General features: G+C 60.3%; 22 protein-coding genes and 1 pseudogene. 9 read left to right on the forward strand and 14 right to left on the reverse strand.

Annotated elements, in window-relative coordinates:
• Positions 1-161: 161 nt before the first annotated feature.
• Both NKJ93_RS32745 and NKJ93_RS32750 read right to left on the reverse strand, forming a co-directional pair.
• Positions 162-638 carry a UCP036055 family protein gene (locus NKJ93_RS32745; protein ID WP_352468587.1) on the reverse strand — a complete coding sequence of 159 codons (477 nt, stop codon included), beginning with the start codon at positions 636-638 and terminating at the stop codon, positions 162-164.
• 73 nt (positions 639-711) lie between these two features.
• Positions 712-2,862: a ParB/RepB/Spo0J family partition protein gene (locus tag NKJ93_RS32750; protein ID WP_352549719.1), complete on the reverse strand. Its 2,151-nt coding sequence runs from the start codon at positions 2,860-2,862 to the stop codon at positions 712-714.
• Between the two features lie 188 nt (positions 2,863-3,050).
• Between NKJ93_RS32750 and NKJ93_RS32755 the strand changes: the two genes are divergently transcribed.
• The 3 genes and pseudogenes from NKJ93_RS32755 (at position 3,051) to NKJ93_RS32765 (ending at position 4,203) form a co-directional block, all read left to right on the forward strand.
• Positions 3,051-3,671: a DUF433 domain-containing protein gene (locus NKJ93_RS32755; RefSeq protein ID WP_352516226.1), complete on the forward strand. Its 621-nt coding sequence runs from the start codon at positions 3,051-3,053 to the stop codon at positions 3,669-3,671.
• Positions 3,668-3,802 (forward strand): annotated as a pseudogene (locus NKJ93_RS32760) (DUF5615 family PIN-like protein); the annotation flags it as partial. The gene NKJ93_RS32755 and the pseudogene NKJ93_RS32760, both read left to right, overlap by 4 nt.
• 17 nt (positions 3,803-3,819) lie before the next feature.
• A complete protein-coding gene (locus NKJ93_RS32765; protein ID WP_352468595.1) occupies positions 3,820-4,203 on the forward strand; it encodes a hypothetical protein in 384 nt (127 codons plus the stop codon).
• Between the two features lie 390 nt (positions 4,204-4,593).
• Here NKJ93_RS32765 and NKJ93_RS32770 read toward each other — a convergent pair whose 3' ends face one another.
• From NKJ93_RS32770 to NKJ93_RS32780, 3 genes are all read right to left on the reverse strand, one after another.
• Positions 4,594-5,790, reverse strand: a complete 1,197-nt coding sequence (locus tag NKJ93_RS32770) for a DUF932 domain-containing protein (protein ID WP_352468590.1) — start codon at positions 5,788-5,790, stop codon at positions 4,594-4,596.
• Between the two features lie 131 nt (positions 5,791-5,921).
• On the reverse strand, positions 5,922-6,194 hold the full coding sequence (locus tag NKJ93_RS32775; protein WP_031195148.1) for a CoA-binding protein: 273 nt from the start codon (positions 6,192-6,194) through the stop codon (positions 5,922-5,924).
• Between the two features lie 778 nt (positions 6,195-6,972).
• Positions 6,973-7,857, reverse strand: coding sequence for a LysR family transcriptional regulator (locus tag NKJ93_RS32780; RefSeq protein ID WP_352468593.1), 885 nt, complete (start codon positions 7,855-7,857; stop codon positions 6,973-6,975).
• 135 nt (positions 7,858-7,992) lie between these two features.
• Here NKJ93_RS32780 and NKJ93_RS32785 point away from each other — a divergent pair, with 135 nt between their 5' ends.
• Positions 7,993-8,904 (forward strand): DMT family transporter, encoded by a 912-nt coding sequence (locus NKJ93_RS32785; protein ID WP_031195147.1) that lies wholly within the window; start codon positions 7,993-7,995, stop codon positions 8,902-8,904.
• Positions 8,905-9,186: 282 nt separating this feature from the next.
• Here NKJ93_RS32785 and NKJ93_RS32790 read toward each other — a convergent pair whose 3' ends face one another.
• From NKJ93_RS32790 to NKJ93_RS32825, 8 genes are all read right to left on the reverse strand, one after another.
• Positions 9,187-9,780, reverse strand: coding sequence for a Sua5/YciO/YrdC/YwlC family protein (locus NKJ93_RS32790; protein ID WP_352468591.1), 594 nt, complete (start codon positions 9,778-9,780; stop codon positions 9,187-9,189).
• Complete coding sequence (locus NKJ93_RS32795) at positions 9,761-10,111, reverse strand: recombinase family protein (protein ID WP_023722460.1); 351 nt, start codon at positions 10,109-10,111, stop codon at positions 9,761-9,763. Before NKJ93_RS32795 ends, NKJ93_RS32790 begins: the two co-directional genes overlap by 20 nt.
• Positions 10,112-10,370: 259 nt before the next feature.
• Positions 10,371-11,078 carry a DUF1906 domain-containing protein gene (locus NKJ93_RS32800; RefSeq protein ID WP_023722459.1) on the reverse strand — a complete coding sequence of 236 codons (708 nt, stop codon included), beginning with the start codon at positions 11,076-11,078 and terminating at the stop codon, positions 10,371-10,373.
• A 160-nt stretch (positions 11,079-11,238) separates the two neighbouring features.
• Positions 11,239-11,853, reverse strand: a complete 615-nt coding sequence (locus NKJ93_RS32805; protein WP_352516225.1) for a glutamate acetyltransferase — start codon at positions 11,851-11,853, stop codon at positions 11,239-11,241.
• A gap of 175 nt (positions 11,854-12,028) precedes the next feature.
• Entirely contained in the window at positions 12,029-12,904 is an 876-nt protein-coding gene (locus NKJ93_RS32810) for an Evf family palmitoylated virulence factor (protein WP_352516224.1), read from the reverse strand.
• A gap of 138 nt (positions 12,905-13,042) precedes the next feature.
• Entirely contained in the window at positions 13,043-13,738 is a 696-nt protein-coding gene (locus NKJ93_RS32815; protein WP_352451774.1) for a helix-turn-helix domain-containing protein, read from the reverse strand.
• 265 nt (positions 13,739-14,003) lie between these two features.
• Entirely contained in the window at positions 14,004-14,963 is a 960-nt protein-coding gene (locus tag NKJ93_RS32820; RefSeq protein WP_352451826.1) for a LysR family transcriptional regulator, read from the reverse strand.
• Between the two features lie 235 nt (positions 14,964-15,198).
• Positions 15,199-16,578 (reverse strand): alpha,alpha-trehalose-phosphate synthase (UDP-forming), encoded by a 1,380-nt coding sequence (locus NKJ93_RS32825; protein WP_352451775.1) that lies wholly within the window; start codon positions 16,576-16,578, stop codon positions 15,199-15,201.
• A 569-nt stretch (positions 16,579-17,147) separates the two neighbouring features.
• On the opposite strand from NKJ93_RS32825, the gene NKJ93_RS32830 reads away from it, so the two are divergent.
• Together NKJ93_RS32830 and NKJ93_RS32835 are read left to right on the forward strand one after the other, a co-directional pair.
• Complete coding sequence (locus NKJ93_RS32830) at positions 17,148-17,867, forward strand: winged helix-turn-helix domain-containing protein (RefSeq protein ID WP_352451776.1); 720 nt, start codon at positions 17,148-17,150, stop codon at positions 17,865-17,867.
• A 176-nt stretch (positions 17,868-18,043) separates the two neighbouring features.
• Positions 18,044-18,268 (forward strand): hypothetical protein, encoded by a 225-nt coding sequence (locus tag NKJ93_RS32835; RefSeq protein WP_023722452.1) that lies wholly within the window; start codon positions 18,044-18,046, stop codon positions 18,266-18,268.
• A 1,393-nt stretch (positions 18,269-19,661) separates the two neighbouring features.
• On the opposite strand, the gene NKJ93_RS32840 is transcribed toward NKJ93_RS32835, so the two are convergent.
• Positions 19,662-20,657 carry a LysR substrate-binding domain-containing protein gene (locus tag NKJ93_RS32840; RefSeq protein ID WP_023722450.1) on the reverse strand — a complete coding sequence of 332 codons (996 nt, stop codon included), beginning with the start codon at positions 20,655-20,657 and terminating at the stop codon, positions 19,662-19,664.
• Between the two features lie 103 nt (positions 20,658-20,760).
• Here NKJ93_RS32840 and NKJ93_RS32845 point away from each other — a divergent pair, with 103 nt between their 5' ends.
• From NKJ93_RS32845 to NKJ93_RS32855, 3 genes are read left to right on the forward strand one after another with little or no spacing between them, the layout of a single operon-like run.
• On the forward strand, positions 20,761-22,293 hold the full coding sequence (locus tag NKJ93_RS32845; protein ID WP_352593530.1) for an ATP-binding cassette domain-containing protein: 1,533 nt from the start codon (positions 20,761-20,763) through the stop codon (positions 22,291-22,293).
• Entirely contained in the window at positions 22,290-23,294 is a 1,005-nt protein-coding gene (locus tag NKJ93_RS32850) for an ABC transporter permease (RefSeq protein WP_352509974.1), read from the forward strand. The genes NKJ93_RS32845 and NKJ93_RS32850 overlap by 4 nt, the downstream gene beginning before the upstream one ends.
• 22 nt (positions 23,295-23,316) lie before the next feature.
• Positions 23,317-24,279 (forward strand): substrate-binding domain-containing protein, encoded by a 963-nt coding sequence (locus NKJ93_RS32855; protein WP_352516222.1) that lies wholly within the window; start codon positions 23,317-23,319, stop codon positions 24,277-24,279.
• Positions 24,280-24,281 lie beyond the last annotated feature (2 nt).

Below are 24,281 nucleotides of genomic sequence, written 5' to 3' on the forward strand. Positions count from 1 at the left end.
CCCGCCTAACACCAATACCCTGTGGGGCGCCCCGTTCTTTTTTGAAAAACACCCAGTTTGTTTCCCGGCCTAACTTGTCTCCCCCATTTAATTGAAACCGCCCGGGCCCCGCCGGCGCCACCCCGGGCCTGTGGTCGGAGTGGTTCTATGGGGTGAGGCGATCAGGCGGCCGCGCGGCCCTCAATGACGTCGGCGCCGACCTCATCGGCGGAGACCTCTTCGAGATAGGCTCGGCTGTACGAATTGCTGGCGAGCCAGCGTTCGGCCGCCTCGCGATCCTTGGCGGGATAGAGCAGTTCCGGGCTGTCCCCGAGTTCCTGCAGGACGCGGACCATGCCGATCATGGAACGCTCCATGACCTCGAAACGCAGGTCGCTTTCAACGGACCATGTGCGCCTGACCGAGACGACGATGATGCCGCCCTGCCCGAAATCACCCTCATGCAGGGTGAAGTAAGCCGGCGAGCTATAGGTCGCGCGCTCGCGCGGCGGTTCCTTCCTGACCAAACGACCGACGCCGTTGCGGCTCTCCCAGGCGGCGAGCTTTTTGGTGAAGCGAGCCGGCGGTTTCGCGGTGCCGGAGCGGTACCGGATAACGCTCCCCAGAGGAGCGGATTCGTACACGATATGTGCGGACATGCGGGTTTCTCCATGTCGGAAAACGAAAAAGGGCCCGGCGGGAGTGCCGGGCCCGGTGCGAGCGTGAGGCCGATTATTTAGCGGCCTGGAGGTGATCCGCCTCGCCGCCGTCGATGGTCACCGGCTCATCGGAGGACGGATCCGCATCGTCGGCGAGGTAGGCCGGCAGCTCGGTGGCATCGCCGTCGAGAGCCGCCTCGTCCGACATGTCGCCGGCGATCGCATCGCCAGAATCGGTAGCAACTTCATCGACCTCAACGCGCAGCGGCTCGGGCAGCCAGTTCGACCGTTCGAGAAGACGCGCGGCCTCACGCGCCATGATGTCCTTCTGCATGTGGTCGATCAGCTGCGCGGAGTCTGCGCCACGAGCTTCACGGACAGCCTGTAGAATCCGCGCCTTGGTGAGCCGCCCGAGGAACTCGACCGTAGGCGTCCAGCCGGCGTTGACCATGTCGAACTGGAGCGAGCGGCCAAGCATGTCTGCATGCTCGAGCGCCTTCGGTCGCCTGTTCCAGGGTTCGACCACCGCATTGAGGGTCAGCGAGACGCAATGCGCGAACAGCGCCTTGCGGCTTGCTTCGTCGAGGCCGAACAGGAAGTCCCACAGGCCTTCCGCCTCATCGGGCAAATCGCGGTCCCAGGCTTCGTGCCGCTCGGCGATCTCCTTGGCCCAGGATGTCTCGGCAAGACCGTCGACCTGGCTGAAGCTGCCGCTCTTCAGGCTGATCTCCAGGCACGTGTCCGGCGCGAAGCGATAGAAGACCTGCAGGACGAAGGCATGGAGTGCGGCGATGATGGCGATGTCGACGTCACCGGCGAGCGCGTTGCGCAGTGCCAGCGTGCGCTGCGCGGTCAGGTCGAAGACGAGCCGATCGGGCAGTGGCTTGATGTCATCATCCTCGCCGTCGGCGCCAGAGGTGTCGTTCACCGGCTCGCCGTTGACGACAACACCATCGCCATCGTCGTCGCCATTGGATCGCGTTCCGCCGGCGGCGCCCCCTTCCTCGCCCACATCGACGTCGCCGGTTTCGGTCCGCGGCTCGTCCTCGGACCGCACGAAACCGGCGTCGACCTGGAGTTTGCCGTTCGCGGCAAGCGTAACGAACACACCGGCAATGGCCTTCTGGGCGGGATCGTAGGTTTGAGGACGATCATCGATCGCATCGAGCTCGGCACCCAGCTGGTCGAGCTTCGCCTCGATTGCTTCGTCGGCATCCTCGGCCTGGGCATAGTCCACATCCAGCTTGTCGTATTCGGCCTTCAGCGCGTCGTAGCGTTCGATCTCCTCGGCGCTGAGCTCCTGCGCCTCGGCGTAGATGCGCCGCATCCCGGAGGTGTGGCCATAGGGAAAGCTGATCGCCGCATCCACCCATTTCCAGCCTTCGGCGCGGATCGCCTCGGCATCCACCTTCAGCCTGTCGAAGACAAGCTGCTCGAGAAGTGCGGCATCCTGGAACCAGCCGCCGGAATCCTGCTCGAAGAGATCGCGAAGGATGACCCCGCCGGCAGCCTCATAAGCTTCGGCGCCGACATAGACGGCACGGCGATCATCGGCGCGAACGGTGGTCTCCGTCAGCAGACGCCTGATGTAATACGGTTCCTGCGTGTGCGAGCTGGAGATCCGCTCCCAGACCTGCTCCTGGCGCGCATGATCGTCGGAGATCGAAAACGCCATGATCTGTTCGAGCCGGATTTCGTCCTTCTCATAGAGGTCGAGAAGTTTCGGCGACACAGAGGCGAGCCTGAGGCGCTGTTTCACCGTCGCCGGCGACACGAAGAAGCGGGCGCCGATCTCGTCCGGATCGAGACCGTGATCGCTTAGCGTCTTGAAGGCACGAAACTGGTCCAGCGGATGCAGATCGGCGCGCCGCAGGTTTTCAGCAAGCGAGTCCTCTTCGGCCGAGGTCTCCTGCCTGCGGTTAACGATGCAGGGGATCGGCTCGTTCTTTGCCAGGCGCTTTTGCTTGATGAGGATACCGAGCGCGAGATAGCGACGACCGCCGGCCGGCACCTCAAACGTGCCGGTCTCCTCGCCCTCGCCGTCGAGCATCGGACGGACGTTCAGGCTCTGGATGAGCTTTCGCCGCCCGATGTCATCAGCCAGCTGCTCGATAGACACGCCGTCCTTGATGCGCCGGACATTCTTCTGCGACAGCCTGAGCTTGTCATAGGGAATGTTCTCCGCGGCGTTCATCGCGATCTTCTGAATGGCGTTCTTTGCCATGGTCAGGTTCTCCATGACGGGCGGCCGGGGCCTCTCCCCGAACCTCCAAGCCCGTCAGGAAACCTCCCCGCCCCCTCTGCCTCCCGTCGGGCGTCTGGCACGGACGCCGCCGGCTGCCGCAAAGCTTCGCTGGACTGCGGAAGGCAGAATGGCTATATATCTTCCACGAATGTGGAAGGATTATTGTCATGCCGGGGTTTAGCAGCGAAGTGCTCACCGTCAATGAGGCGGCGGCGGTAACGCAGGTGCCGCTCAAGCAGGTGCATCGCATCATCGATGCCGGATTGCTGCGCGGCCGTGTCGAGACACGCCGCGGCAGCCGCGTCATCATCGGAGCGGGTCTCGTCGGCCTACGCCTCGCCTGGCTGACGGCGGAGACGCTGACGCCTGCCGCGCGGCGGCGGATCGTCGAGCACGCCATTGCCGATGATGCTGCGCCCGTAGTCGCGGACGATCCGCTTAAGGTCGACCTGAAGCCGATCACTGCCGGGGTAAGGACCGGCCTCAGCCGGCTGAGGAAAGCCAAGGCCATGGTGGCGCGCGATCCAGCGGTACTTAGCGGTCAGCCGGCCTTTGTGGGAACACGCGTGCTTGTTCATGACGTTGCCGACATGCTCGCCAATGGCGATACTCCCGAGACGATCCGTGCCGCCTATCCGCAACTGACTCTCGACCGGATCAGGCTCGCGGCCGACTATGCGCTCGCCTATCCGCGGCGTGGCCGTCCGCCGGTCAAGCCGGCGTGGCGCAGCACGGCGGCGAAGTCGACACGCACAATCCGTCTCGACGATCTGCCGGCCGTTTCGTGAAATTCCTGATCGACGAATGCCTGAGCCCAGAGCTTGCGAAACTGGCGCGCGAACGGGGTTTTCCAGAGTCGAGCCATGTGCGCTGGCTGGGCCTCGCCGGCGCCAAGGACCATATGGTGACCCGGCGCGCGGTCGCGTCGCGCTCGACATGCTCGACGACATTCCGCCGCTCGCCGCCGCCTCCGCGCCATCACTGGGGTTGGTCGAGACGGTTCGCGTTCCTCCGAACGGCGCGCCGCCTGAACCCTGCAAAAGCCATCACCGCCGGTGCACGCACCGGCCGCAGGGCGGCTATGTGCTCGTCACGCACAACACGACCGACTTTCGCGGCCTCTATCGCCGCGAGGAGCTGCATGTCGGGCTGGTCGCCTTCAACACCGCCCCTGGCCTGATGAGCCTCGATCTCCAGCACAGGCTCTTTCATCTCGCCCTTTCCGAGCTCGGTGGGGAGGAGGCATGGAACGAAGTGCTGGAGATTACCGTGGATGTCGCGCGTACCATCACCATCGAACGGTTCAACCTCCCCGACTGACGGACCTCCGCGTTCGTTTCCTGCAATCGGGCTGCCAGAAGCCGCCGCTCGCAAACGAAAAAGCCCGCCGCGGGAGGAGGTGCGGCGGGCTTGATTTGGACGACAGCATTCGGGAGGAATAAATGCCGTCCCTGGTCGCCAAGGTCGGGAGGAGGTGACCCGGACGAAACTCGATATCGACAGACTACTCCCTTCCGCGCAGCCGAGAAACATTAATTGTGCATAGCAGCATTGCGATTTTGTGCGGCGCACACTTAGACTGAGAGATGTGTTTGCCAGACCGGCAGCGCAGGCCGTGTGCTGCGCCCCGCAGCGATGCACATGTTCGAAACTGGCGGCATCAGCAGCCCGGTGACGTTACCTACTCCCGCCGCGCGCAGCATTGCAGTATCATGCTGCCAGATCGAGAAGCTTCTTGGCCTTGCCCTCCATCTCCAGGCGAACATCCTGATGCGGCTTGTCGCGCGCCACCCGTGTAATGCCCTGCACGAAGTCGAAAATCGAGGCGGGCGGGTGCCCTTCCTCCGAAAGCACGGCATCGATGATCTTCGTCGTCTCCGCCTTGGAGAAGCCGCGCTTGCGCAGGAAGCTCTGGCGATCTTCGTCGTCCCGAGCGACGACACGCTCCCGCGAAGCCTTGATGCCATTGACGAACGGCATGGGCGAAGACTCCGCGAACTGGATCAGCGCTGGCTCGGCTTCCAGGGCAAAACGCGAGGCGGCATATTTGGAATGCCGGATAATGATTTCCTGGAAATCCTGCACGCCCCAGAGGCAACGATTCTGGCACACTGCACGTAGATAGAAGCTGGCGATTCCAAGCGTGCGGGCGCCGACCTCCGAGTTCCAGCAATAAAACCCCCTGAAAAAGACGTCGGGCGAGCCATCGGGCAGCTTGCCGGCTTCGATCGGATTCAGGTCGTCGACGAGGAAGACAAAGACATCACGGTCGGACGCATAGATCGTCGTCGTGGCATTGGAAATGTCGACATTCGGATTGTAGATTCCCGTTGACCAGTCGAGCACGCCAGGAATCTTCCAGCGGGTGTCGCCGGTACCGTTGCCGGCGATTTTTTGGACGGCCGCGATCAGCTCTTCATCGAAAATCCTGCCATAGTCCGGACCTGTAACCGCTCGCAGCTCGAGGCGTCCGTTCTCGATTTCCAGCGTCTTCACCTGCTCGGCGCGGCGGTTGAGGAGACCGTGCTGAAGGTTGATCGCCGCGAGCGGGGCCGGAAGCTGGCGCAGATAGGTGGCCGGTGCACCTACCAGGCTGGCGAGTTGGCCAAAACTCCAATGCGTGGGGGCAACTGGGGCAGGCGCATCGGGCAGCATTAACCTCAGGCGCTCCGGATCGTCGCGGCTCGCCTCGACGCGGATCAGCTCACTCTCGACGATGCGGGTCTTGCTGCGCTCCGACCGGGCCTTCACCGAATTCCGAAGGTCGGTGAGCGACAGGTATCGCTCATCCGCCGGCCGGTTGAACCATTCTGACGACACGCGGCCGATGCGCTGACCGCGGCTGACGTCGACCTTGTAACCGGCACGCTCGTTGCGGGTGGGCGTGTGAATTTCCATCTGTGTCATGGTTGGAGCTCCTCGGCGGGCGCCGGGAGACTCTCTCCCGGACCTTCACCCGCCACCGCAGCCCACCCACGCTCTTCCTCTGTCGGCATCCGCGCGCCACCAGAAGCGTCGGCATTGCCGAAGCGGCCGCGTTAGGGGCCGACACCAAGCACCGCCAGATCCGGCGCCTCGTCAACGTCCGCGAAGGCGGCGAAGCATGGCCTCCCCAGGATTTCGGTCTGACGCGGATCGATGAACTGGATGCGCCCCGAATATCCGGCGCTGACGACGGACTGGGCCAGCCGCAAGCCGAATGAGCCTTCCCTGCCGGACACCCCGGCAACCACCATGGAGCGGGTGTCCAGCATCGGTGCCAGACGGTGCTGTCCAAGTAGACCCGCGCGCGTTGTGGTTACCGCGTCCATGGCTACTTCCCCTTGAACTCGGAATTGCGCTTTTCCGAAAAGGCGACGGCACCTTCGTTGAAGTCATCGGAGCGGAGCATGCGCTCGTAGTGCTGTAAGCCGCTTTTGCCCACCCATGCCTTGTGGCTTGCCTCATGCGCCGCCTCGACCGAGAGGTGTGCGGTGGCCCGAATGAATTGAAGGTCCGGTCATGATCGTTACCATGGACCGTCCACGACGGATGCCATCGATACGGCCGTCAGCACGATGGTGACACGGATGTCCTGAGGCACGGCACTCCCTTTCTCCCGCAGCCGGAGGCTGGCGCTTCATTAAACGAGCTCATTCTGGCGGCTTGACCGCCGCACCGGGTTTTGTTGTGATTACCCCACTGTAAGGGCAACCCAAAGAAAGCATGCCAGGGTTGATGACAAGACGTGGTTCGACTGGAAGCAATGGTTCCAGCACTTCGGGGTAAACGTGTCGGAAGGGGCTGCCGGGTCCTGTGTTCGACAACCACCTCATGATGAGGCAGGCTGCCTTGGCTGGCAGCGGAATAGCGTTGGGTCGGATTGGCACGGCGAGCGAACAGGTACGCCGCGGCCAACCGGTTGAGCTCCTGCCTGGGGAAGATCAACGCCCCGGTAACGTCTATCTTGTTTCGCTCAAAGAAACGCCGTGGAACAAAGCTGCCGCGCTTTTTGCAAACTGGCTCATGTCCATGCCTGGTCCGGCTTTCGATCCAGTTAGACATTCCACGACACGGAACAATGCGACCGTAGGACTTGAGAAGTTCTAGTTATCGCCCAACGGCAAACGCTGAAAAGTCGAAGGTATTCACATAATCGCGGAATGCGGCCTGCGCCTTGGACTGGTTCTTCAGGTTGGGAAAGATCAGCATCATTTCATAGGGTGGAATTTCCCAGCCCGGGAGCAACTCCACAAGGCGGCCGACCGCCACGGACGGCTGGCACACGTAAGCGGGAAGGAGTGCGACCCCGCCGCCCGCGATGCAGGATTGCAGCAGGAACCCCATAGAATCCGAGGTCGCAGCCGGCGGAGGCCGCAGGACGATCGGTGTGTCGTCTGACGAGAACACCCATTCGGGCTGCGCATCATGCACCAGGCAGCGGCGATCTAGAAGATCGGTCGGTTCCTGAAGAGGACTGCCAGCCGCCAGATAGGCTGGAGCGGCGACGAGAACCCGTTTAATCGAGGAGACACGCCGCACGATCAGGTCCTGACCTGTGGTCGTGCCAACGCGAGAAGCGAAATCAACCCGCTCGCGGATGACGTCGAGATGCCGGTTTGTGGCGATCAGTTCGACGGCGATGCGGGGAAACTGCGTGGTAAATCCGTGCAGGAAGGTCGGCATGAAATAGGTGGCAGTTACCTCTGGGCAGGTGATCTTCAGCGTCCCGACAGGCTGTTCCTTGAGATTGGTCAACGCCATGTCCGCGGCCGAGACCTCAGCGCGAACGCGGCGGCAGTATTCGAGATAGACCTGGCCGCTGCCGGTGAGGCTTACGTGCCGGGTGGAGCGATTGAGAAGCCGCAGCCCCAGACGTGCTTCAAGCTGGGCGATGCGCTGGCTGACAGTGGATTTGGGCATCCCGATCCGCCCCCCGGCGCGAGTAAATCTGCCCGTTTCGGCGACTTCGGCCAGAAGGATCATGTCGTCCACGCTGTACAAAGCGACGCATCCTCTCTCGTGTCGTTGCTCATTGTACAATAACACGGACAAAATTTCCGTATGATCGGAATTGTTGGAACGTTCTTGGCTCGGTAGCCTCGGCACCCGAAGCAGGGAACGCGAAAAATGTCGATCAGTCAGACGGCCCCCAAGGCGGACAGGGTGGGCATCGCCATTGCGGCGATGGTTTTCACGGACCTGACGCTTTCCATCGCGGATGCGATCATCAAGGTCACGATCTCGGACATGCCGCTGTCGCAGTTCATTTTCCTGCGGTCCTGCGTCACGCTGCCCTTGTTGATCTCGATCCTGAAATGGCGCTTTCCGCAGGTGTCGTTGCGCCCAGCCTATCCTGGCTGGGCCATCGTGCGAAGCAGCCTGCTTCTGTCGAGCCTGCTGATCTATTACGCTTCGCTACCGCGCCTCGATTTCTCGATGGCGGCGGCGGTCTATTACACGATCCCGCTGTTCATTACCCTTTTTGCGGCCTTCTGGATCAGGGAACCTGTCGGGATGCAAGGTTGGGTCGGAGTCGCCCTCGGCTTCATCGGTGTGCTGCTCATGCAGAAGCCGCAGGCCGGCGACCTTGGCATCCATGCCGTGATGCCGCTGGTTTCTGCAATTCTCTACGCTCTGGCGATGGTGCTGACGCGCACCAAGAGCCGTGGCGAAAACCCCTTCGTTTTGGCGCTGATCTTCAACCTGATAGCGATCGTTCTCGGGGGCAGCGCTAGCTTGGCGACCGTGATGGCAGGGAGCGAGGGTGGACAAAGCCTGTTCATGGGCGCGTGGATTCCAATGTGCTGGACCCAATGCGCGCTGATCGGGCTTTTGAGCATGACGATGCTGATCGGCAGCGTCGGCACGGCCATCGCCTACCAGTTGGGACCATCCTCGATCATCTCGACTTGGGACTTTTCATATCTAGCCTTCGCTGTGCTATGGGGCGTCGTGCTGTTCTCGGAACGTCTGGATGCGGCTTCCATGCTCGGTATCATTCTCATCGCACTGGCCGGGATTATCGTCATCCGGCGTTAGCGGCGATATATTGGAGCACCGAGGCCGGATGATGGCTTCGGGCTCTTTGCTACTGTCGCAAAACTGCTTGACCTTCGCACGCTGCAAAAGTCTGCGATTCAATTTTGCCAAACTTGGGAAAATTGAGACATTCGGCATCAGGAGATGACAACGATCTCCCTTGAGACAGGTTGAGCGTGACGATTTGGAAAGACCCGTGGGGGGAAGACGTTCGGCCCCGCGTACGTTCGACGACTGCGCAGGAAGCGGCCAATGATGATTAGCACCTGGCCGAAACCCTCATCACCATCGCCGGCAGAGTAACATCAGCTGGGTCGAACGGTAGCCCGGATTCCGGTCGGCCACAATGAGGTCCGGCTTCGTGTCGAACAGGCTTCGATACAGCCCCAACGCCTGCCTCCACGCGTTCTGGTTCTTCAGCTCGTCGAGGTCGCCGAGATGCTGCGACAGCAGCGCGTTGCCGTCGCCCGCCAGGCAGAACGCGGCCTTTAGGTCGCCGCCCGCAGCCAGCGCCCTGACCGGGCCATCGAAGCCCGCCGGCAGCGCCAGCGGCTCCGGCGCGAAGCCGCGCGCGCGCCGCAACACCGAAATGCCGTGCCCGTCGAATCGCACCACGCTGTCGTCGAGCCGGTTGACAATCTCGCGGTCGTGCATCAGCCAGAAGTCGGCGATCCCGGCAAGCTCCTGCCGCGCCTCGTCATTGTCCGTGCATTGCGGCTCGCCCGAGCGATTGCCGGAGGTCATCACCACCGGACCGTCCAGCGCCCGCAGCAAGAGATGATGCAACGGCGTGTAGGGCAGCATGAAACCGAGCCGCTCGTGCTGCGGCGCCACGCCCGCCGCAACGCCGCAGCTGTCACGGCGCTTCACCAGCACGATCGGCGCCGCTCGGTTCCGGCACTGGCCGGCTTGTCGTCGTGTCGATCGCTTCTGTCAGCGAGCGGAAACCGGCGCTGGTGGCTTCGATCCGCTCCATGATCGTGAGAACGTCCTTGAGTGAGCGAGACAGACGGTCGAGCTTCCAGACGACGACAGTGTCGCTCTCCCTCAAATGATCAAGCATCCTGTGCAATTCCGGCCGCTCCCAGCGACCGCCGGAGGCCTCCTCCTTGAGGATACGCTTGCACCCGGCATCGGCGAGCGCCCTGGCCTGCGCCGTGTTCGACTGGTCGTCGCCTCTGCTCACGCGGGCGTAGCCGATCAGCACTCTGGTTCCTTTCGCAAACGGTCGTTTATGGAAGGCCGAGGGTGTCCACGAGAATACAGGTGCGGAGCCTTTCATAATCCTCTTTCATTATGGCGCCGTAAGGCAAGCGGTTTGTGAAGGGATGAACGATGCCGGGATATCGATGACGAAGACGCAGCGGGAGAAGCTTCCGGTGCAGCCTGACAAGGCGTGGGCGCGCCTTGTACCGTTCGTGAGGAATCGACCATGCGAAAGCTCTTGGCCGGCCGGGAGCGAAGATTTAGCGCTCCTCGCGCAGCAACTTTGAACAACGCAGACGTTCGTTCGCGTCGCGAGAGGGGAGAGTACCTGCCGGCCCAAATTGACCAAAGTTTTCAAGGGCCGGATTGACGACATTTCCATCGTATCCGAAGCCCCCGATCTCGGAACGCTTTTCCATAAACTTTTGGAAAAGCGACCAATCCCCCTGCTTGAGCGCTTGTCTCGTTCCGGACCATCCCAACGAGCCAGAGAGCCATATATGGTCCACCAGCCCCTGGCGCTTCATGTGGTGTCCGACCGTGCCCGATCCGTAAACGCCAACGAGATAACGGCCAGCCAACGCATTCCGCACACTCCTGAAGTAGGGTGCTACCCCTGCAAGATGCTGTGGTGTGTGGTAGTCCCAATCGACTGCAAAATAGATTCCGGAGCCTTCGGGCTGTCCCAACGCGGCGGCCAGATCAAGCGCACGACCGGAGTCTCGCTCTCCAGCCGCACCATGCAAGTCTCTGATATTGCCGCCCGCGCCACCCCGCTGCTCGAAGGCCACAGCTACCGATATTCCAGCACCATGAAGGGCGGCGAGTTCCTCCCCTGTCAGACATTTTGAGGGAAATGGTGTACTATTCCGATGGTTGTAGTACCGGATTACTGTATTGACGCCAGATTCTGCCAAGCACACAGCAAAATCGCCGACGTTCTGCGGGACGTCGATAATATCGTGCATAGTCCGTCTCCCCGAAGGCCGAAATTATATGGAAAATGCGCAGTTTATACGGTCACCTCGCCCTCCCACGCTATTTCTTCGCGCAGCCTTTTGATGTCATTTCCCGCAGCCACCAACGCGGCGCAGACGCAATCAGCTATTCCTCTGTTTGCCCTTGGGTCTATTGCAGAATGTCGCTACGTCTCTGACTATGGGACCGCCGGCTGGAGAACAAGCGCAGGTAGTACGGTGAGTCGCTCGGCCAGCTGAAACGGCCGAAAACCTGCGCGATAGTGGATTGCGTTTGCTCGTTTGACAGGTTCAGCGATGCGGAGAGCAATATCGAGGTGATGGCGAGACTGTCAGCGCTTCCAACTTCGACCACGGCAAGGCAGGTTAAAGATAGACGGACTTCCGCGGAGTCGGATTGATCTAGGACGAGGCAATTGAACGCCGTCGGTTCGCCGTGTTTGCTCAGATAGCTACGGATTGCCTTTGCCAGACCGACGCCAGCTTCATTGCCGTCGGCGGCATTCGCGCAAATTGACGCAAAGGCACTGGGCAATTCCGCCACGTCCATCGTGCGGTTTAGCGTTCTTGAAGTCGTGGCGGTTTCCACCTGGTTCGGTACCATTTGCGCGGCATTCTGCCATGCTCGAGAATCCAGAGTCCGGGTTTGGTCTTCGAATAGTTTCTGGACCATGGCAGAGCAAATCCTCTCCGCCTCGAGCGGTTGGCTGCTCTGCGGGCCGATCACCAGGAAAAGGCCCGCAGCTGTTTTTGCGAATGGGTTCATGTCTGCTTCCCTATGGAAGCGGGACCGGAGTTCGCCGGCACCGGGGGCGCGACAGAGCATCGGTAGTTCGCAAGGGCTTACCGGACCGCTCTATCGCATCCATGATGCGGGCGACGTTCGTCCAAATCCACGCTATTGGTTGGGTGCGCTGCTTTCGCGATCAAAGGCCTGACGATCAGACCTGCGGCTTGATGTCTTGTTGCGGCGTCGAGCCACCGTTGAAAAAGTTCTTGGCCTTCTTGAACTGGTCGGTGGAGTTCTTATTCACAAGCTCCTGGAAGTTTTCGTGATCGGGGCCGCCTTTGCGGATCCGACGGGTCTGAACAAGATTGGTGACCTCGGCATAGTCCATGTCGACGCGGACGTAGTGGGTCGACGAACAAGAGGATTTCAGCTCGAGGAAGTGCTCTTTGAACTCGATCTGCCGCAGAACGATTGCTCCGTAGTCGTAATATCCGCCTGCCCCATTATCGAGAAGGTAGCTCTGGTAGGTGCATGTCAGCGCCTTGTATCGCTGCGCCTTGCCGTTTGCACTGAAGGTGAGATTCCCCATTTCTGTAAGGAAGGACTGGAAATCCAGCAGCAACGATGCCCCGTCGGTAATGATCGCCTTGGCCATCAGCGAGAGGAAAGTAGCTGAGACCGACGTCCCGGCCACCTTTTTTGAAAAACTCTTCAGTTTTTGCCTGCCCATAGAGAGATCTGGAATGTTGCCAACAACATCGGTCCATGTGTTGATATCAAGCTTCTGTGCATCGATGTTCGCATAATGGGTATGCATGTAGTCGTTAATAATTCCTCCTATTGCCAGTAGATTGTCCTGATTCTCATTGAGGGTGCCGCTGTACGTCGGATCGTCGGTTTTTTGGCCGATGAGGTGAAACTGCACTGTCCCTTGAGCGTTGGCGATCGTGTCGTCACTGGGGGGCGCAGCATCTAACTGGGCCAAAACAAGGGGCTTGGCGTAGAAAAATGCGGACGCCGCCTCATAGTGTTCTTTGGAATAGCGCTGTTCATGCTCTTGAACATTCACTGAAAATGCGTTCGACATGCTTTATCCTCCTGCTGTGAGACATGAGCGTTGGTCGAGAGCTTAAGGTGCCCAAAGCGCGGAAACGCCTCGGAGATGAGATGATCTTTGCGTGCCCGCGTCGCCTTATACCAATTCGCTCCGGCCCCCACCTTTGCGTTAGACAGGCTTTTCTCTGCGCCGTATCATTTTGCGATAGCGCAGTGGCGAGAGGCCATGAAACGCCTTGAAGGCTGTGGAGAAGTTGTTGCTGTTCTCGTAGCTGAAGGATTCGGCGACCTTGGCGATGCTTTCATGCCCGTTACGCAACCGGTCAGCAGCCTCCGTCATCCGGTAGCGCCGTAGCCAAGTCATTGGCCCGCAGCCAAACGATGTCTCGAAACGGGTGGTGAGCGTTGTCCTGTTGGTCCCTACCATTCGCGCCAATTCGACGCGGGTGATCTGCTGATCGACCCGCTGCGCCAGCAGACTGCATGAATTCTGAACGATCGGATCGGCTGAGAAGAAAGGCGGGGTAGAACGCTGCGCGAACTGAACGATGCAGGCGGTAAGTCTGCGCAGAACTTCCTGCTCGGTGAGCGGCCACAACAGGTAATCGGAATACCCGTTGGAGAAGACCGCTTGTCGATCCAGGCTCTCTTCCAGAACCAGAGCCAGTTTGACAGGTTCGGGCGAGAGCTTCGCACGCCCGTGCTTGTCGTGAATCGGTTCGCGACAATCGACGATGACGATCTGCGCGGAGCGCCCTGCCCGCAATAAACGGTGATCAAGGATATCGATCTGCCTCAGAGAACTCGCGATTAGTGCCAAGGACTTGCATGCTTCGGGGTCCGAGCCAAGATATGCTGCCAGCATGCAGGCACCTCACAGACACCATGGGAAGCTGGCCTGTGGAAGGCTTGGCGCGGCCGAATGGCGGTCGAAGAGAGGCGGTTTTTGGCCTGTATATAGATGGCTGGGCGTATGATACCTTCTCGTCTGGCCCTGTTGCCTCGCTTCAAATTGTCGAAACCGGCACGGTTTCAATGCGCTGGCACAGCAGAGCCAGCTTCCCCTCCCAACGGGCGAGCAGGGCAATAAACTTTTTCCGTCATATCCTGACGATAGCCCCGGATTCGGATCACGTTTCTTGCCTAGGCGACTCATCAGTCACTTGCCTTCCCAGTTGGGATATTTTGCTCTCAGTTCCCGCCGCCGCGGCGACGGCGATCTCGTGGCGCAGCCAACGATGCTCCGGGTCGCGATGGGAACGCTCGTGCCAAATCAGCGCGACTTCATAGGGTGTCAATTGCACAGGCGGATCCATAATCGCTAGCGGCAGCAAGGCGGCGATCCTGGTCGCGACGCGGCGTGGTACAATCAACAGCAGATCGGTCGCCGCGATCGCCAACGCGGCCGTCAAGATGTTGGAAACCAACACCGGATCGCGACCCTGGAGATCTAACTTGACCAGTTCGTCATGCACCCGGCCGAAGCCGTCTTTGGAGTCCAAGGCAATGGCTGCGTGGCGCAAGGCCGCGAAGCTCTCGATTGTCCATTCCCGCGCCAGGGCTGGATGGTCGTGGCGCAGCAGGCAGGCAAACCGGTCGGAGTAGAGGCTGCGCCTCAAGTATCCGGGCGGCGAGGCGCTAATCTGCCCTATAGCCAAATCGATCTCGCCTAGCTCAAGCCGCCGCATCGCGCCGGAGAGAAGCGGATCGATGACGACGTCCAGATGAGGCGCGTGCTGGCGCAGCCGGGGCAGGAGCCGCGGCAGCAGGACCAGTCCTTGATGATCGGGCATCGCCATTATCGCCTTCGATCGCCAATTGGCTTGGGCAAGACTGCCGTTCACTATCCCGCGGATCGCATCCAGCACCGGCGGCAGCATTCGGCTCAAGCGTTGGGCCTGCGGGGTCGGAACCAGGCCCATGGAGCCGCGAACCAAAAGATCGTCGTTGAAAATGCCACGCAGCCTCCTCAACGCTCGGCTCATCGAGGGCTGGCTCAAGCCCACGTGTCGAGCCGCATGCGTGACGTTGCGGTGTTCCAGCAGCGCTTCGAGAGCAAACAGCAAGTTCAGGTCAATCGACGCCAGCATTTGCCGCTGCCGTGTGGCGCGAGGTTCCGCGACAAACGGCTGCGCCCGCTTTTTTGAAGTTTCGCGACTGCAAGCGAGCTCATCCACGGCCTTCTCCTCTCGTCTTAGTAAGCGGTGTGCTCGCGCTAAGCGTCAGCACATTCGGCATCGCTCAGCGAGGCCGAAATGCTGCCTGATTCACTTGGTCGCGGTCAGCCTCATGCTGGCGAAGCTAGGCCCAGGAACGCGGCAAAGCTCAGCGCTGATCCAGGCCTAACAGAAAGTCGTCGCACCAGCGATAGACGTTGTATTCGCGGAGCCGGCCGATCATCGCCCGCCAACGATCGATCCGCTCATCTAACTGCATGTCCAGGGCTTCTTCGATGGCCCTCGCCATCGCTTCCGGATCGTAGGGATTGACGAGGATCGCTCCGCCTAGCTCTCTGGCTGCGCCGGCAAAACGCGAAAGCACGAGAACACCTGGATTCTGTGGGTCCTGTGCGGCGACATATTCCTTAGCTACAAGGTTCATGCCGTCGCGGAGCGGCGTGACCAGGCCGACGCGTGCCATGCGGTATAGACCGGCGAGCTCGCTGGGTCCAACGGACCGGTTGATGTAGTGAACGGGCATCCAATCGATCGTTCCGAGTTCGCCATCAACGCGCCCCACCCGCTCGGCGACGTCCTTTTGCATCGCCAGATATGCCGGTATTTCCGTGCGGGATTTCGGTGTGATCTGCAGCAGTTGCGTCTTGCCGATGCGGTGGTCGTTGCTCCGCAGGAAGCGGTCAAACGCGACGATGCGGTTCTCGATGCCCTTCGAATAGTCGAGGCGGTCGACGCCGATCGCGACTTTACAACCGGGAATCCTTTGAGAGGGCTCCTGCAGAGTCTCGCTGCGCGCCGCCTGCTCGGCCAGTCGTTCGAACTCGGCCGTGTCGATGCCGATCGGAAAAACGCCGCAGCGAAACACACGTCCATAGGCTTGGCACACACCGTTTGTGATGGGGTCCGGTAACCCCTGACGGCGCAAGCATTCGGCGAAGTTACTAAGATCGTCATCGGTATGAAAGCCGACGAGGTCATAGCACGAAAGCCCGCGTAGCAAATCATCATAGTGCGGTACGGTGAAGAGGATGTCCGCCGCCGGCCACGGAATGTGCAGGAAGAAGCCGATCTTATTGCCGCAGCCGAGGTTCCGCAGTTCTTTCGCAAGCGGGATCAGGTGATAGTCGTGCACCCATATGACGTCGTCGTCGCTGATGAGCGGCTGCAACAGCTTTGCAAACAGTCGGTTGACGCGCTGATATCCGGACATTCGTGCTTCGGAATACTCGGCGAGGTCGACTCGGCAGTGGAAAACCGGCCAAAGAACCCGGTTGGCAAAGCCGTAGTAATAGTCGTCCAAATCTGTCTGCGAGAGATCGGTAAGCGCATAATTGATCCCGCCGGCCTCCCGGCGTGAGATCGGCCCTGACGGGTCCTCCCCGGCTTTCACCTTCCCCGACCAGCCCATCCATAGGCCGTGCCTTCGCCGGAGCGCAGCGCTCAGCGCAATCGCCATCCCGCCTGGCGGCGGGGAACCATGCTCGTCGGGCAGCGAAACCCTGTTTGAGACTACGACCAGTCTACTCATCTCCACTCTCCTGCTCTCGGACATCCCGCCGTTCATGAAAGCTCCGCCCCCTGAGCGATCTGCACAATAAGACATGCAAGTTCAAAAGAAAGGATAGCATGGGTCTAGAAAGGAGATTGGAATTAGATAAAAGGTTGGGCATCATGAGTTTCCTGTAGACAGTGGAATTAACATCAAGGCGAGTTCTGCGTCTGATCAATAAATCTCGACGAATCCATACGAATGTCAACTTTTCAGCGATTTAAATTGAAACAAAGCTGAACTGAATTGGAGCCGCCGGGAGAGGAAGTTGGGTGCAAAAGCGCTCCAGTGATGGTGCCAGAGGACCGGAGCGATACGAATCTCAGCGGGGATAAACCCGGTCTGCCGAACGAGTGGTCGCAGAGGACGGACAATCCATCAAAAACTAGCAGGCTTTGGGGGCACTGTTGCGCAGCAGGAACTCCGCATAGGACCTATTTGTCTGCGCTATTCCGCAATACGCCTGATGAAGATTGTCCCACCTGCTGAGCGTCACTAATTTGACTACCGTCCCCGGCAGCCCAAGCTGCAGTCAATAGGAAGTGACCATGAAGAACATTCTCATCGTCGGTCAGGACGCGTTGACGAGAGAACCGCTTATGGGCTTCTTGTCTAAGCATGAGTTTAACATCAGAGCGGTCGAAAACCGCCAGCAGGCCGCCAGCAATATGGCTTCTGAAGCGATTGATCTAGCAATTGTCGACCTGAGCTACGGCCGAGAGGACGGTTTGCAGTTCGTTCGAGATTTTGGTGCCAAGAGGGATCTTCCGATCATCATCATCAGCGGTGACTTCGTAGATGAGGCCGACAAGGTGATTGGCCTCGAAACCGGCGCTCGCGACTACATTACTATGCCCTTCGGGCTTACGGAGTTCCGCGCCCGCGTGCGCGCCGCTATGCGCCAGCGGCCGGAGCGTGACCGAAACACCATCTACCGTTTCGATGACTGGCGAGTTAGCACCAAGCGTCGGAGCTTGCGCCGGGGAACGGATCCTGACGTCAAGCTCACCGCCGGCGAGTTCAACCTCCTGATGGCCTTTCTCAAGAACCCAGGTCGGGTCCTTTCACGTGAGCAGCTTCTGATGGCGACCCGTGTCTATGATCAGGAGGTCTACTACCGCAGCATCGATGTTCTTATCGTCCGCCTTCGCCGTAAGTTGGGGCAGGATAAGGCGCCGCGCCCGCAGTATATCCGCACCGAGCGCGGCGCGGGGTATATTTTCGACAGTGTCGTGAATATTGAGGAACTAAGGACGCGCCGTGGTTGATGGACGGCCAAGATCGCGCGGGAAGCGAACGTGACCCAGCACCACTGCAGGCGCTTCAGAATATCACGAATAGGGTCAGGCTTTACCTTCATAGGAATGGCCTCCAGCCACCTGGGCACCTCGTACTATCGGCGTTTCGCGGACCGGTAGGGCCGCGCTGATTTCTGCGTGGACTGATGACGGCGATCGCTTCGGAGTTGGTTGTTGAGATTGCCGATTTTGGCATCGCGGTGGCGGTTTGCGCCGCCTTCGTCGTCATGCGGGCGCAGTTCGCCCCTGGTGCCATACGGGCGGGTGAGATTGTAGGCGAGATTGGCCATGCCGATCTTGGTCTGGCCCGCCCGATGCCGATCGTGCCCACGAACAAGAACTCGCGAGCAGCGGCTGTGGCGGCGACGTAACCTTCGGCCTTGCCGATCGCTTTACCAGTCGCCTTCGTCTGTACCATCAGACCGGCATATTCGCGCGAGGCATCCAGGTCGCAAGCCAAGACGCGATTTCAAATAAGGGGCCTCTCGCGGCGCCGACAAGGTTTCGGGATTTTCCGCTCCTCGCAGGTCGGTAGTGACTGTTGCATACGTGCAACTCAAGCGCGAAGAGTTATCTCAAGGGCAACACTATTCTTGAATTCGGCGGTCAGAATGCGAGTAATCAGCCAAACTCGCCCGATCGAGTCTTCTCGCTACGGGCCACCAATCAACCTGGGACGCCCCTGTGAGTGCCGATACCATTGCTGGCGCAGTGAGCCGGGAGAGCCTCTCTTTCCCATACCTCCGCATTAAACCCGAGACCACTGTGCCAGCCCAGCGCCCTCCGCCGGCTGGCAGCAAGATGACGGCTGCCAAACGATGGGGCTCCGTGCTCTAAAGATAGAAAATGACGTTTGGCCTACTGCACACCGGGATTTTGCCTGTGATCGCTGCCACAAGCCATCGGTGGTCTTGGTGGTAACGAAACCGCATGCGTATGTTTGCCCGCTGTGTCTAGACGGCGATCCTGCCGAGCAAACTGAGCGTTTTGACTAACATTCTCGGCAAGCTTAGAAGGAGTGGTTCGCTCGATAACAACAAACCCCGAAAATACCTCGCTCATTGTCCGGGCCACGCGCTATCTGGATCGTGGAATTTCGTTTCATGAAGAAAACAGCGGCAGTTTTTAATGAGAGATGAAGTAACCGATCTTTTAACTGAGTTGGCCCTTTGGGCGAATGTGGTGATGAAATCGGAAAGGGGCGATAGAATTAAAATTTGCGCCGCCTACGACGCCGGTCTGCAGCTAATCGCTGAGCGTACTACGCCCGGGTCTCCGCCCCGACCGGGCATTGAAGCTTGCATCCTGCAGCATGAGAAACTGAAGGCTGCCGAAGACATCAGCTGCGTAGGTTGGATACTGGCCGCGATCGCCACGCGTGTTGGGGAACGAGATCTTCCGAAATGGGAGGAAGCTCAGAAGGTCATTGGCGCCACGGTTCGGTTGCTTAGTCGCTACCGTCAAACTCGCGTTCATTGAAGCCATGGCCGCGTCGGCGGAATGGCATTACAATGCTGTCGAGCATTCCCTGTAGCGTTGCACGGACGATGACGCCGGTAATTTACGGCTGTATGAACTGAGTGCCTCCGTCTCCGGCTGCGTCAGAAAACAGGTAAGTCAGTCGTTGTCGGGTTGGAAAAGAGGAAGGTCGCTGGAAAAGCGCGGCCAACCCGCCTTCGCTTGCACACAGCCTGCGTTTTGCCAGCTCCTCAACCGCAACGTGCTGTCAATCTTCGTCTTGCCATGTCTTGAACGCCGAACTGTTCACGCCATTGGCGCCGCTTTGTCATCCCGTGCCCCGAAATGAGGCCGTCGTTCGAACGATATGCGCAGTTGCTTATCCGCCAGAAACCGGCGAGCCAGATCGGTGTCGCGCTTACCCACGCGTGACACCCAGTCCGAAAACAGGCGAACCGCGCGCCGGTTCATATGCCGCGAAGGACAGACCAGCCAGTATCCCGGAAACTCGATGACCTCGAACTCTATCGAGACCGGAACCAGAGAACCTGACACCAGGTCCTCGAATGCGATGGATGTGCTTTCCAGGACCACACCTGCACCGTCCTTCGCCAGTTGAACCGACATTGACGAACGGTCGAAACGATAGGGATACGTCATGCGGGCGCCCTGGATACCGTTGCACGGCAGCCAATAATCCCACCGGAAATAAGCCTTCACACTGTCGATCAACCGCGCATGGCGAAGCTGCTCGCGCGGATCCGGTGAGATCGCGCGCAGTTCGGCAAGATAGGAAGGCGAGCACATCGGCAGGATCAGATCGTTGACGACGCAATCCGAATAAAGGCCGGCCCAGCCGCCGTCGCCATAACGAAGATCGAGATCGATGACCTCCGTTTCGAAATCCGAGAAATTGGGCGTGGCGTCGACGCGCAAATTCCAGCTCGGATAGCCCTTGCTGAACTCGGCCAACCGCGGCGCCAGCCATTTCTCGCCGAAGGAAGGACTGACGCGCAGGCTAAGCTGGAAGCTTTCGCGCTGCCGCACGATGGCATTACGCACCTCGCGTATGGATTCGAAAGCCTGGGTGGTGGTCTGGAAGAGCCGCTCACCGTCGATCGTGAGCGAGAGATGGCGCTTTTCGCGCTGAAAAAGCCGGACCCCGAGTTGGTGTTCGAGCAGCCGCAGCTGCTGGCTGACCGCCGAAGGTGTCACCTGCAATTCCTGCGCGGCCTTTGCCACGCCGCCGAGCCGCGCGACCGCCTCGAAATGCGTCATCGAATTGAACTTGATGTCTGACATCGTCCTCGTCAGTTAAGCTCAGCTACACAGAATATTAAGAAACGAGAATTGAGCCTAATGTCAATCGGTCGCATCATCCTGTGGTCCCGGAAGGAGATACAGGATGGAGCCGAGTTCAACCCAAAGCTTGGGTAGTGCCGGCAATGTGCCGGCAGTTGGACAGGCATCGACCAGGAAGCCCCTGATCGAGGCTTCCAATGTCAAGAAGAACTACGGCGCAACACGGGTCCTTCGGGGCGTGAGTTTTCAGGTCCGGCCTGGCGAAATCCACGCGCTCCTGGGCGGCAACGGCGCCGGCAAAAGCACCCTGATCCGCATCATCACCGGGCTGATCTCACGCGATGCCGGCGATATTAGCTTCGCCTCGTCGAAGGCCGGCCACACCAGCCCGATCATGGCGGTGGTGCATCAGGAGCTGGCGCTATTGCCCGAGCTGTCGGTCGCGGAAAACATCGGCATTGTGCATGCGAGGTCGGGCTGGTCGCAGATCAGCCGTCGCCGCATGCGCGAAACCGCGCTCGGAGCGCTGCGGCTGATTGACCCAGCGATCGGCGAAGAGATCATCGATTTGCCGGCGCGCAAATTGTCCCTCCACGAAGGCCAGATCGTCGAGATCGCTCGTGCCCTTTCCACCGGAGCCGAAGTGCTGCTTCTCGACGAGCCCACGGCCAATCTCACTGCCGGCGAGACTGCCAAACTCTTCTCGGTGCTGAAGCGGTTGGTGCACGAGGAAGGCATCGGCATCGTCTTTGTTTCTCACCGTATGCGGGAAATCCGCGCGCTCTGCGATGTCTGCACGATCTTGCGCGATGGCGTCACGATCGCGAATGCCACGCCGCTTGCATCGCTCAGCGACGCCGAAATCGTCCAGCAGATGGGCCAACACGCGCAGCGTCCGGCAAGGCACCGCAACCCGCAAAAACACCTCCGACAGGGCATACCAGTCGAACTCCTCGGCCCCGGCGACGTCAGGATAGCGATTTCGTCCGGCACCATCCTGGGACTGGCCGGCGCGCCCGCAGGCCCGACCGGCCTCATTGCTCCCCTGGTGGGCGCCGGACCCGGGGCTGGCTGGCGCCTTTCCGGCGAGGGTTTTGCGGACCGCTTCTCGTCTCCAGCGGCAGCGGCGCGGGCCGGTATCGGCTTTGTTTCGGGCGACCGCGCAACCAAGGGGATCCTTTCGCAGCTGCCCATCGTCGATAACGTGCTTGCAGCACGCAGGGTTCGCGAAAGACGGCGGATCGTGGCCGCAGCCGAGCGGCAGGAATGTCACGATCTCGTTTCAGCGCTGAAGTTGAAAGCCAGCTCGATCTGGGACCTGCCGGCCTCGTTGTCCGGCGGCAACCAGCAGAAGCTTCTCGTCGCACGCTGGCTTGGGCTGCCGCTCCGGATGGTGGTGCTGGAAGAGCCGACGCGTGGCGTCGACATCGGCACCAAGCATGACATTTACGGTTTGATCCGGGAGATGGCCGACGCTGGCGCGATCATCATCTGGTGGTCGACCGAGAACGTCGAACTGCTCGAGCTTTGCGACGCCATTTTCGCCTTTGACACCGATGGGCAGCCGAAGGGATTCCTGCCTGAAGAGCACTACACCGAAGACGGGCTCGCCGAACTGACGGGGATGGCGGCATGACCGACGCGAGCAACGGCACCACGACCACCGACAAACTCCGGACCACCAACTCGCGCGTCCCAGCAGTTCTTTTGTCCTACCGAACGGAAGGCGCGATTGCCGCCGCAATCGTCGTCCTGCTGCTGGCCGTCGGCATGTTCGTGCCCGCTGCACTCAGCATGGGCAATGTGCAAAACATCATCCAGGCCGCCGCGCCCCTCATCATCATGTCACTCGGTGTTTTGCTGGTCGTGGTCACCGGCGGCATCGATCTTTCGGTCGGTTCAGTCTTTTCCTTGACCGGTATGGTGACCGCGCTGGCGATGGCCAGTGGCGCCGACGGACTGACCGCCAGTGCTGCCGGCCTGGCCGTCGGCCTTGTCTTCGGCTCGATCAATGGTCTTCTGGTCACGGTCGTTGGGCTCGCGCCTTTCGTCGTCACGCTCATCACCTACGCGGTGGCGGGCAGTCTGGCCTTCATCGTCACGAATGGTCGTTCGATGCCGATCGGCGCGCCGGATTTCTGGCTCCTGAATTCGGGCGAGATCATCCCGGGCGTCCCCAACCATCTTCTGTTCTGCATCATATTGATGATCGCGCTGGAATACGTCCTGCGAAAGGTCGTGCTCGGACGCTGGTTCTATGCCGTCGGCTCGTCGGCAATTGCTGCCCGGCTGCTCGGCATCCCGGTTCTGCGCATCAAGTTTGCCGCCTATGTCGCTTCGGGCCTGCTTGCCTCTTTCGCCGGCCTGTTGACGGTAAGCTACATCCTCAACGCCGAAGCCACGGCCGGCGCCAGCCTGATGCTGCAGGCAATCGCCGCCGTCGTCATTGGCGGGGCCAGCCTCTTTGGCGGAACCGGCAGCGCGATCGGTGCCGTGCTGGGCGCTCTGATGATCACCTGCATCCAGAACGGCGTGAACCTCATCGGCGTGAACAGCTTCTGGCAAGGCTCCGTCACCGGCGCCGCGATCCTGCTCGCGGTTCTGATCGACCGCTTCAGCAGCAAGAACCGACTCTAGATCATCAACGGGAGGAACCAAGATGAAGTTGAAGACCATACTACTTGCAGCATTGGCGGCGGCCGCCTTGTCCAGCGCATCATACGCACAGGACAAAAAGACCGTCGCTTACATCGCCCCGTCGCTGGACATCTCCTACTGGCAATGGGTCGGGTACGGCGTGAAGGAGAAGGCCAAGGAACTCGGCATGGATTATGTCGAGTACACTTCGGAAAACTCACCCGCCAAGCAGATGGACAATGCGCGGACCGCCGTGACCAAAGGCGTCGCGGCCATCGTGATCGGCCCCGTCAGCTCGACCTCGACACCGCCGCTGCTCGACTATCTAGCGAAGCAGAAAGTGCCGATCGCCTTTGCCGGCATCGGGCCGCAACCGGGCCTCACCAACTATACGTCCTCGGTCACCGCGAACAACTATGAGACCGGCAAGGCGCAGGGGAAATTCACCTGCGAGCTTGCCAAGGAGCGTGGCGGCAACAAGGTTGGCATGCTGTCGCTGCCGCAGGACCGGGAGAATGCACAGAAATACCTCAAGGGCGCCAAGGAGGCGTTTGCCGCCGACGGCTGCGACCTCGTCCAGATGCTGGAAACGCGGGGTCTGACGATCAACGAGGCCGTCACCCAGGCAAACGACCTCTTGACCGCCAATCCCGACATCAAGGCCATCTACGGCATGTATGACGAAGCCGGCACCGGCGCCGCCAAGGTGGTCGAGACCCGGGGCCTCACCGGCAAGATCGGCATCACCGTGGCCGACGGCTCGCCGACCACGATCGCGCTGCTGAAGAAGGGAGCGATCCAGGGCATCTTCTTCCAGGAGGCGGTGGGACAGGGCATCGACGGAACCCAGCAGGTCTACAACGCACTGACGGGCGCACCGGTGACCCAGGACCTGGCCTTGGTCATGCCTCTTGTGACCGCCGACAAGGTCGAGAGTCCTGAGGCCAAGAGGGTCATTGCCCGCGTCTTTCCGCCGAGCAACTGACC

Origin of the sequence: Mesorhizobium sp. M0028 (assembly GCF_040323855.1) — a bacterium.
Lineage (GTDB): Bacteria > Pseudomonadota > Alphaproteobacteria > Rhizobiales > Rhizobiaceae > Mesorhizobium.